We start from the raw sequence: 10026 nt of genomic DNA on the forward strand, positions 1-10026 counted from the left end.
AGACTGGGGAGATACCTTTTACCCTTTTTTGAAGCTGTAATTTCCCTGATTTAAAGATTCAACCAGGCTAAGTGTTTGCGCAGCCTGTTCAATTTGCTGCTGAATCTGTTCTAATTGTTGCTGCTGTGCCGTTTGCGATTGGGTAACCGCAAGCCCCTGCATTTGATTTAGCTGGCCTGCTGCCTGTCCAAGCTGCTGCGCAGCCTGTTGCAGCGCCTGTGGATTTTCCATCGAGCTGCTTTGTTGAATGGCAGTTGCTGCCTGCTGCAGCGATTGGAGCGCTTGCTGCTTCCCGGTCTGAAATTGCTGCTCCAACATTGGCTGATTTTGCTGCTGCTCTATTTCCTGCTGCTGCATCTGTTGTTGTTGAAAACTTTGTGATTCCATTTGTTGTTGGTTTTGCATTTCCATTTGACCTCCTCCTTTCTCTACGAATAAAACTATATTGCCTGCACTTTAGTTTTGATAAAATAACGTATTTCTATCCAATTAGAAATGGACTGTTTTTTTAGACTATTGTCTATATTCTAAAATAAATTTCCAATATTTGTTGTACTACTACCGAATTAAGGCCTAATAAACGGAACGAATGTGATGGTAAAAAGGATGTGGAAACACGTTGGAACAATAAAAAAAGAAAAAAACCCATTTCCCCTTTCGATTGAATTTACTTTTCTTTAGTGTGTTTTTACTATTCTCCGTCCTTATTTTGCGATTATGCTTTGTCTAAATTGTATATGAAGAAAACTTCAAAAGAGATTTGGAAAGAAAAGGGCTTTATGAATCGATCTTATGAACCGTTACAACCTGGTTTCCTACAAAACGGGCTTTATGAGTCGCTCTTATGAACCGTTACAACCTGGTTTCCTACAAAACGGGCTTTATGAGTCGCTCTTATGAACCGTTACAACCTGGTTTCCTTCGAAAAGGGCTTTATGAACCGCTCTTATGACCCGTTTCGACCTACCTTCCTTCGAAAAGGGCTTTATGAACCGCTCTTATGAACCGTTTCGACCTGGCTTCCTTCGAAAAGGGCTTTATGAATCGCTCTTATGAACCGTTTCGACCTGACTTCCTTCGAAAAGGCTTTATGAATCGCTCTTATGAACCGGTCACCAATAGCTCTCATTGGTGACCATCATCTTATTAATTTTTCTGGTGAAGTGGTCACCAATAACCCTCATTGGTGACCATCTTCTTAATTTTTCTGGGAATGTGGTCACCAATACCCCTCATTGGTAACCCTTTTGTCAATTTTTCTCGCGAAGCTTCCATGAATTCTGTCTTAATGAAGAGGTCATGAGGACAAAAAGGATAAAAATATATAACATGATTGAATGGGTGCGTGTTGGGGGTTGGGGTGCCTATCTTCAATTAATTAGGAAGAAAAAACGCCCAATATATTCTACCGGACGTTGGTCATTTCTTTTTTAACACTGATTTCACAGCCTTCTCTATCTCAATATAGCTCGTGCAGCGGCAAATATTCGACTCAAGCCACTCTTTAATTGTTTGATCGTCGGCATCCGGATGCTGCTCGATTAACGAATGACAGTTCATAATAAAACCTGGTGTGCAATAGCCGCATTGAAAGGCAAAGTTTTCGATAAAAGCTTGTTGGATAGGAGCATTCTTCAGTCCCTCAATCGTGGTAACTTTTTTCCCAACCGCCTCTACTGCAAGCATCAAACACGACTTCATCGGCCAGCCATCAACATTCACTGTGCATGCCCCGCAGTCACCATTTAAACAGCCGGGCTTGGCACCTGTCAGCCCCAGTTTACTTCTTATGGTATTCAAAAGAATATCAGCCGCCCTGACTGTGACAATATGGCTTTCTCCATTAATATTTAACGTAATTGTGTGGGATTGCAAGTTTCTTCCTCCCCCCTAAAAAAAACAAACTGCAAAACTATCTAAACCTCACACCATCCAAGGCTGCCAATACATCTAATAACAAATTCCTTAAGACAAATAAACGGTATTCCGCCGACCCTTCGACATCATTGAGGATAGGCTTTGGCAGAACCGCAAGCGCCCCGTCTACCCTTGCCGCGGCCGATTGACCGCTTTTGTTTAGGGAGGCCTCGACTTCTCTAGAACGAAATGGGAACGGACATAAGCCACTGACAGCCACACGTACCTCTTGATCTATTTTTAACGCGGCAACTGTAATTAACGGATAGCCGGTATCCCATTGCTGGCGCCGTTTGACGCTAAAAAATGGCGCCCTGATAAATCGGTTTTCCGTCGCTGTTTGAACGAGAAATTCTCCACTCTTAAGCTTCAACTCACCTTGAAAAACATCATGGATTGCTGCCACCTTTCCCCCATCAGGTCCGGCGATGACCACTTGACTATCTGCGAGTAAAAACGGCAGAACGGCTTCACGGTAAAAAATACGGGCACATATATTGCCGCCCAAGGTAATTTTTCCACGAGCAGAATGGTCAGCTACTTCGCTTGCTGTTTTTGTTAATAACGGAAAAAGATTTGCTTCTTCGATTTGAGTGAGGGTAAGCGTGCTTCCAATCAGTAGATGATTCCCGCTTACCTGCATTACCCTGCATTCAGCTATCTCCTTTATATCAATGACCGCTTCGGTATAGGCCAAATCTATTCTGCCAAGGGTGATTAATTCGGTCCCACCGGAAAAAAACATTGGCTGTTTACCCTGTTCGTCTAAATATTGATAGAGCTCGACTGCCTCTTGCAGCGTTTCCGGTTTATAATAATCAAAATCAAACGGAAGCATTCACTTGTTCGCCTCCTTTGCTTTCCAAATCAATTCTGGAATCAGCGGCAAATTATGAAGCGAAACACCAGCTGCTGTTGACATTACCTCCAATGTTCAAACCTCCCACACTTCAGACACATACATTCCTACCTTATTTATATTAAGACGTATGCTATTCCTAGAATGCTTAATTTATTTTTAGTGGAACTGTCGAAGAAAGGAAAACACTCCTTTTCAATGAAAAAAAAGCACCCCAAAAATGAGTGCTGTTTCATTTATTTAATCGGCAAAACATAAAATAACACACAAAAGAAGTGTGCCGCGCTGCCGCCAATCACAAACAGGTGCCAAACTGCGTGATGGTACTTAAAGCCCCGCCAAACATAGAAAATGGCTCCGAGCGTATAGAGGGCGCCGCCAATCACTAAATATATCATCCCATCAGAAGAAAGATTATTTACTAACGGTTTCCAGGCAAAAACAATTAGCCAGCCCATAACGACATAGAGCGCTGTTGAGGATACAAGAAACTTTTTGACAAAGAAGCATTTAAAAACAGTGCCGGCAAACGCCAGACCCCAAACAATGCCAAATAATGTCCAGCCCATTGTCCCCTTAATCACTACTAATAAAAACGGTGTATAGGTTCCGGCAATAAAAAAATAAATGGACGAATGATCCAAAATTTCAAAAACGTCTTTCGCCCTGCCTTCTGGGAAGCTATGTAGCAATGTGGAGGACATATACAGAATAAACATCGTTCCCCCAAAAATCGTGAAGCTGACAACATGCCAGGCGTTCCCGTAAAGGGATGAATAAACAATTAAGATAACTAAGGCAGAAATGCTCAGTATTGCCCCAATTCCATGCGTAATCGAATTAGCCATTTCCTCATGCTTAGAAAATGTGTGTGTCGCAGCCACTGATAATTCCCCTTTCAAATAGTGCAATAATCTTCCTAAAAGGTAGACTTCCAAATCAATTAAATGATATTCATGAAAATAACACGGTGATGAGTTGGAAACAATGGACGTTTATCATATCCATTAAAAAAAGACTAATTCATTATTTAAATTAGTCACCTTTCTTAAACTATTAATCTTTCTTTCATAGTTTGTTCATATTTCTTCGTTAAGATAGAAATAGGTTCACAGATGAACCTTTAACCTCCGCCCCCCTTAATATAGATTAGTTTGAATGCCCGGTACATGCTGCCGGGTAATTTTTTTTGCTGAGCGCCGCCAGTCATCAAAATGAGTTTATTTCAGTCAACCTAATTTTTTCGTGCCCTTCGATAAACAATGACAAAGTTAATCAAGAAAATGATGAGTAAATATAGTCCATATAATCCAAACGAAAACATTTTGTTGCTGCTAAATGACGCTCCCGCAAAGGACAAAATAAGAATATTAGGTATTTTCCCGATGGTCGACGCGGTGAAAAAAGCGAGCCATCTAACATTACTTAAACCGCAAATAAGATTGACAACCGGAGCAGGAATAACCGGAATCAACCTGCAGGTCAAAATCGCCAAAAAGGAATGGCGATTCAAATACCCTTCGTATTCCTGGACCTTCGGATATTTCTTTAATTTTTCCTGGGCATAATCCCGAAAACCATAGCGGCTTAAAAAAAAGAACCCCATTGTACCTGCCATAGCACCAGCTAATGAAATAGCCGCTCCTTGTGCCGTACCAAAAACAGCACCAATGATTCCCGCTAAAATGGGGAACGGAATGATAGGAAAAAAGACACAAATCGCCACTAATAGCATGCTGAGAAAAATGGATAAGCTTCCACCTTGTTTAATTAGAACAATCAATTCATCCTTTTGAAAAAAACCAATCGCAATTATTAAAAGCACAATTGATATACTTATAAATTTCTTAAACATCGATACGCCCCTAAAATATTATTTAAATAATTAAACCGTTAGTATTTTCACTATTCTATTATTACCCATTTAAGTATATCGGGAAAACAATCATACATAAACATTTTTTTGATTTTTCAAAAAGGCTGTGTTAAAAATGAATGTTGATTTCCGTTCCAGGCGCGAGCGGTCCGCGGGGCGGGCGGTGAGCCTCCTCGGCGCTAAAGCGCCTGCGGGGTCTCACCTGTCCTGCTGCTCCCGCAGGAGTCTCGCGCCTTCCACTCCAATCAACATTGTGCTCAAAATCAACAATGTGCTTTAACACAGCCTTCAAAAAAGTAATTTTATCGATTTATCCCTTCTATTTGTTCAAAAATTCTTGCTAAGAATGTAGAAATATTGTAACAAACCTCCCATCCACTGGAATCTGACAAAATTATAATTAACCTATAGAAACATTTTATAAGGTTTTAAAAATAATAATGAATTTTGGTGATGAAGATGCAAGGAATTGGAAAAGGCCATCCCCATGCTATGGGACACCCTCATGCAAAGGGAATGGGTAAGGGCATTGATTATGACGTAAACCCATTTATTGTCATCTGGGAGGTAACAAGAGCTTGTCAGCTTAAGTGCGTCCACTGCCGGGCTGATGCACAGCTGACTCCAGACCCACGGGAGCTGTCACACGATGAAGGAATCAATCTCATCGATCAAATCTATGAAATGGATAATCCAATGCTTGTGTTCACAGGCGGAGATTGCATGATGCGGGAGGACCTTTTTGAACTAGCAGATTATGCAATCAAAAAAGGGATGCGTGTTTCGATGACACCAAGTGCCACCGCAAACGTAACAAAAGAAAAAATGAAACAGGCAAAAGAAGTAGGTCTTTCACGCTGGGGCTTCAGCCTCGACGGTCCTACTCCGGAAATCCATGACCATTTCCGCGGAACACCAGGTTCATTCGAGTTAACCCTTGAAAAAATAAAATATTTAAACGAATTGGATATGCCGCTGCAAATTAATACGGTTATTTCTCGTTATAATTATGACTCCCTTGAAGAAATGTCCAAATTGGTTGGGGAGCTGGGTGCCGTCATGTGGTACATCTTCCTGCTTGTACCGACCGGCCGCGGGCAATTAGATGCCTGCATAACGCCAGCCGAACATGAAAAGGTATTCCGCTGGTTATATGAACTAAGCAAAACTGCTCCATACGATATTAAAACAACGGCGGCACAGCATTACCGCAGAGTCGTACTACAGCAGAAAACGCGTGACCATTTAATTGATAAAGGTGAAATTCATTACGAGGATACAATAACAACTGATTTTGCCTCGATGCATGACGGCTTGAAGCGTGCTCCTAAAGGGGTAAACGATGGAAACGGCTTTGCCTTCGTTTCGCATATTGGAGATGTTTTGCCAAGCGGGTTGCTTCCAATTGTTGGCGGGAATATTCGCGATACTCCGCTCGCAGAAATTTATCGTGAGGCAAAAGTGTTTAAAGAACTGCGCCTGCCCGACAACTACAAAGGCAAATGCGGTATCTGCGAATATAACAAAATTTGCGGAGGTTCCCGCTCAAGAACCTATGCGGTAACTGGTGACTATTTAGAAAGCGAACCTTTTTGCGTTTATATACCGCAGGCAATGCGCAATAAAGAAACGGCGCCAACAGTCTAATAAAAGAGGCATTCCATGCATCCGTGGAATGCCTTCTTATTTATTCAATTAACCCCGTATCAGCAATTTGAACTTTTGTTTGGACCTTAAAGGTGATAGCAGGATAAATCCGTTTCCATTGTTCCCAATCATCATTATTGAAATGACGGGAACGGTAGCGGAGGCCAAAGCCAATCGGGTCGAGATTCGCTTTTTGAATTTTCACAAGTACCTTCTCGACTTCCCGATCTAACGACTTTTCAATGGCTTTCTCATAGGTTGATAATTTTTCGTTTGGTACACGGTGGGTCGCTTCCTCCATTGTGCCCTCCACCGAAACCTTTACCTTAATAAATGGCGCTTTTCCTTTAGGAGTATGAATTTTATATTTCGTTTTTACTTTGTGTGTGTCGATGACGATCGTTGTGTTTCCTTTAGTAACTTTACTTGCACTCTTTTCCTCCCGTCCTCTTAAAAAATTAAGGATTTTGGTTTCTTCTGGATTTAGTTTCAACATCATATGGCTTTTATTAAAAAGTCCCACCGTATTAATTTCAAAATGATCCTTTTTCGCTTCAATAATTGGCAGGATTGGATCGATGCCCCTTTCGATTAATTTATATTTCATATCAAACATGAATTCCGAGATGACATAAGGCGTTTCTGACCCCTCTTTCCCTAATGCAAGAAGTAAGGCATTTGATGGCATACTCTCTCCTTTGGGCTTTACTTTTAAAACATCAAGCGCGCTTGGCTTTGCAATTGCTGTCCAGGCAATCGCCTGAATATCTCTTCTTCTCGCAAACCAATAGTATATTCCTGCATTTCCCTTTTTTTTGACGACCTCTTCACTTAACACAATGACTTTTGCATGACTGAAATCAACCTCTTTATCCACTTTTGTTTTAATGATTCTTACCGCTTCAGACATGGAATCTGCACTTTCTGTGACAATAGCGAACTCATTTGGATTATCTTTTGATGGACTTGGAACAGCAAATTTTAGACTGACAAGGTATTTCTTAGGACTATCCTTCGCAAGATCCACACCAATACTGACAACAAAAAATCGCTTATCGATGTCTTTAAAGCCGCAGCCGTTTAAAAAAAATATTGAGAGAAGAATAATGACCATCCATCCCCATTTGCCGAATGATTTCAAGCAGCCCGCCTCCTAGCCCAAAAGAAGAATGAACCGACAAGAATGATTTCGAACCCGAGACGAAATATCATCCAATAAACCGTGAGTTTATCTAAGAGCAGCGCATTTAGAAAAATAACTCCGGCAATTGAACAACCAGCAAAGAATGCGAGGACGAGCCAATTCTTTTTGACGCTCACTTTTTCCTTAAACGTTCCCTTCAATAATTCGAAAGCAACATGCCAATAAACTGCGACACTCATGAGTGTAATACTCATGTAGAACATTAGAAATAAGAAGATGACCCGTTCGATTGGATTATACGTCAACCTTAGTGAATCAGCTGTCGATATCCATGGATAAAGATATTGCTGTGCTCCATCTGATCCATGAAAACCAATTGGAATCAGGAAGGTGGTAAATAAATTTAATAAACCAATAAAAAAGATAACGATAAAATTCCAAATCTTTAATTTTCCCTTTATCACGCGATTAAAAATAATCAAGTTTGTATAACCAGAAAAACAATAGGTGGCAGCAGCGATAGACTTGAGACTTGGTCTTTCAAAGATATGCGTTCCAACCTCTAGTATTGAGTCCCAGTTTAGAAATTCATTTGTAAATGCTTTAAAAATAATAAATCCAATTAATGGGAGATTGAGGAATAGGACAATTTCAAGAAAATACATGACCCGATCTGTTGGAAGTTGAATGATGAGAAAAATTGCCGCCAAATAAATCGCAAGCAATGATAACTTTGGCATTTCCGGATTTACAAATCGGCTTAAAATATCGATAAAGCCAATCAGGGTAATTAATCCGGCTGAGAACCAGATGATTTGAATGCCGCCAAAGTGGAGTATTTTCAACCATCTATGCTTAGAATCGGCTGTGATCTCAGGCAAACCTTGTTCCGGGAACCTGGTAATGGTCTTGGTATAAAAATAATTAAGGACAATCCCAATCGGAATGGCGATTAATATACCCATTACAGCACCCTTATAGCGATATTCAATCAAAATTTTTGGCACAAAAATAACCACATTAGCGAGCATGTTCAATAAAACCAAATAGATATAATAACGATTCAATACCCTCCCCTCCAAACAGTTTCCTATTCTTTACTTGGTTTACTTTGAATTAAAGTAAGAAATGGCTCGCCGAAGCTGTCAAGTTTAACCATATAGGCGATCAGCATGAAGAACCCAACAACAACACCAACTAGTCCGAATAGCGTTCCTAGTGCTAAGACAAAGTATTTCATGATCCTAAGCGTAAAGCTGAATGCGTTAATGGGAATGACAAAATTAGAAATGGCAACTGCCGATGTAATGATAATCATAATATTACTGACCAGACCGGCTTCCGTTGCAGCTTGTCCCAAAATCAAGCCCCCTACAGTCGTTGCAGTCGGTCCGATGGCTTTTGGCAGGCGTATACTAGCTTCCGTCAGCATTTCCATCATAACCAACATGAGTAATACCTCTATGAAAGAAGGATATGGAACACTCATCCGGCTGCCTGCAATGCTCAAGGCTAATTGAACCCTGAATAACTCCGGATTATAGCTGGTGACGGCTACATATAACCCTGGGAGGACAAGGCTGGTCAAAAAGCCGATATACCTGAGTATTTGTAAGAATTTGGTCACCCAATAGGTTTGATAGATATCTTCCATTGATGACATAAAATCCTTCATGACGGTTGGTAAAACAACCGCAAATGGTGAGCCGCTGACGAGGATAATGATTTTCCCGGCAGCTAAATTCACCGCTACCCTATCAGGTCTTTCGGTGACAAGCATTACGGGAACGAGGGCCCTGTTGCTTTTTTTAATAATATCTAATAGCTGCTCGCCAGTTTGAAACATATGCACATCAATGGAAGCTAAAAATTCGTTAATTCTAGTTAATGTATCCGGGTCAACGCGCATTGTATCATGAAGAATCATCACATCTGTCTTTGAAACGGTTCCAACCGTTGTTGACTCGACATTTAATGAAGTTTGCGGATAACGCTTGCGAATGAGCCCGAGGTTTGTCGACAAACTTTCACTAAACCCCGATTGCGGGCCTTGAATCGTCGTCTCCACTGTTGTATCTAAAACGGAGTTATTACGATCCACTTTACTATCAAATAGATAGATGGCATTCTGAAAAAAAAGAATCGCCGTACCTTTTATTACCTCATCGAGTGTTTTCTGTTCGCTTTCAAATGATATTACTAGCGGGCTCGATTGAAGATAATCTAAAAATAAGTCTGGACTAGTTATTTCAAAAAAAGGTTTAAGCAATTTATCTTGAATAATCGTTTCGTCACTAATCGTTTTTATATATAAAGCTTCAATATACTTTTCTTTCGTATGAAATTCCTTAAATACGACATCTTCTGCCGGGCGAATTTTATTTTTGAGACTGTCTTTGATTAATTGGACTTGATTAGTTGCCATTTATCTACCTCTTTAACGAACTACTTTCAACCTAATTTCCCTCAATGATTGGTATTTTATTCTAAGGCTCTGTTAAAAGTGAATGTTGATTTCCGTTCCAGGCGCTTCGCTTTCCGCGGGGCGGGCGGTGAGCCTCCTCGGCGCTAAAGCGCCTGCGG

General features: G+C 40.7%; 10 protein-coding genes. 1 reads left to right on the forward strand and 9 read right to left on the reverse strand.

Annotated elements, in window-relative coordinates; all coding sequences use genetic code 11:
* Positions 1–18: 18 nt before the first annotated feature.
* From ACFVSW_RS13845 to ACFVSW_RS13870, 6 genes are all read right to left on the reverse strand, one after another.
* Entirely contained in the window at positions 19–411 is a 393-nt protein-coding gene (locus tag ACFVSW_RS13845; protein WP_387316903.1) for a hypothetical protein, read from the reverse strand.
* A gap of 574 nt (positions 412–985) precedes the next feature.
* Positions 986–1129: a hypothetical protein gene (locus ACFVSW_RS13850; protein WP_387316906.1), complete on the reverse strand. Its 144-nt coding sequence runs from the start codon at positions 1127–1129 to the stop codon at positions 986–988.
* Positions 1130–1419: 290 nt separating this feature from the next.
* Positions 1420–1875 carry a (2Fe-2S)-binding protein gene (locus ACFVSW_RS13855; RefSeq protein ID WP_387316909.1) on the reverse strand — a complete coding sequence of 152 codons (456 nt, stop codon included), beginning with the start codon at positions 1873–1875 and terminating at the stop codon, positions 1420–1422.
* Positions 1876–1912: 37 nt separating this feature from the next.
* Entirely contained in the window at positions 1913–2755 is an 843-nt protein-coding gene (locus tag ACFVSW_RS13860; RefSeq protein WP_387316911.1) for an FAD binding domain-containing protein, read from the reverse strand.
* Positions 2756–3012: 257 nt separating this feature from the next.
* Positions 3013–3660 carry a PAQR family membrane homeostasis protein TrhA gene (gene trhA / locus ACFVSW_RS13865; RefSeq protein ID WP_387316912.1) on the reverse strand — a complete coding sequence of 216 codons (648 nt, stop codon included), beginning with the start codon at positions 3658–3660 and terminating at the stop codon, positions 3013–3015.
* Between the two features lie 350 nt (positions 3661–4010).
* Entirely contained in the window at positions 4011–4631 is a 621-nt protein-coding gene (locus ACFVSW_RS13870) for a TVP38/TMEM64 family protein (protein ID WP_387316914.1), read from the reverse strand.
* Between the two features lie 513 nt (positions 4632–5144).
* Here ACFVSW_RS13870 and ACFVSW_RS13875 point away from each other — a divergent pair.
* Positions 5145–6299: a TIGR04053 family radical SAM/SPASM domain-containing protein gene (locus ACFVSW_RS13875; protein WP_387316946.1), complete on the forward strand. Its 1155-nt coding sequence runs from the start codon at positions 5145–5147 to the stop codon at positions 6297–6299.
* Positions 6300–6339: 40 nt separating this feature from the next.
* Here the strand turns inward: ACFVSW_RS13875 and ACFVSW_RS13880 are convergent, their stop codons facing one another.
* The 3 genes from ACFVSW_RS13880 to ACFVSW_RS13890 are packed head-to-tail and all read right to left on the reverse strand — an operon-like array spanning position 6340 to position 9868.
* Complete coding sequence (locus ACFVSW_RS13880) at positions 6340–7440, reverse strand: Ger(x)C family spore germination protein (RefSeq protein WP_387316916.1); 1101 nt, start codon at positions 7438–7440, stop codon at positions 6340–6342.
* A complete protein-coding gene (locus tag ACFVSW_RS13885) occupies positions 7437–8510 on the reverse strand; it encodes a GerAB/ArcD/ProY family transporter (protein ID WP_387316919.1) in 1074 nt (357 codons plus the stop codon). Before ACFVSW_RS13885 ends, ACFVSW_RS13880 begins: the two co-directional genes overlap by 4 nt.
* A 23-nt stretch (positions 8511–8533) precedes the next feature.
* A complete protein-coding gene (locus tag ACFVSW_RS13890; protein WP_387316921.1) occupies positions 8534–9868 on the reverse strand; it encodes a spore germination protein in 1335 nt (444 codons plus the stop codon).
* Between the last annotated feature and the right edge of the window lie 158 nt (positions 9869–10026).

Source organism: Neobacillus sp. NPDC058068 (assembly GCF_042885335.1).
In the GTDB taxonomy this organism is placed as follows: Bacteria; Bacillota; Bacilli; order Bacillales; family Cytobacillaceae; genus Neobacillus.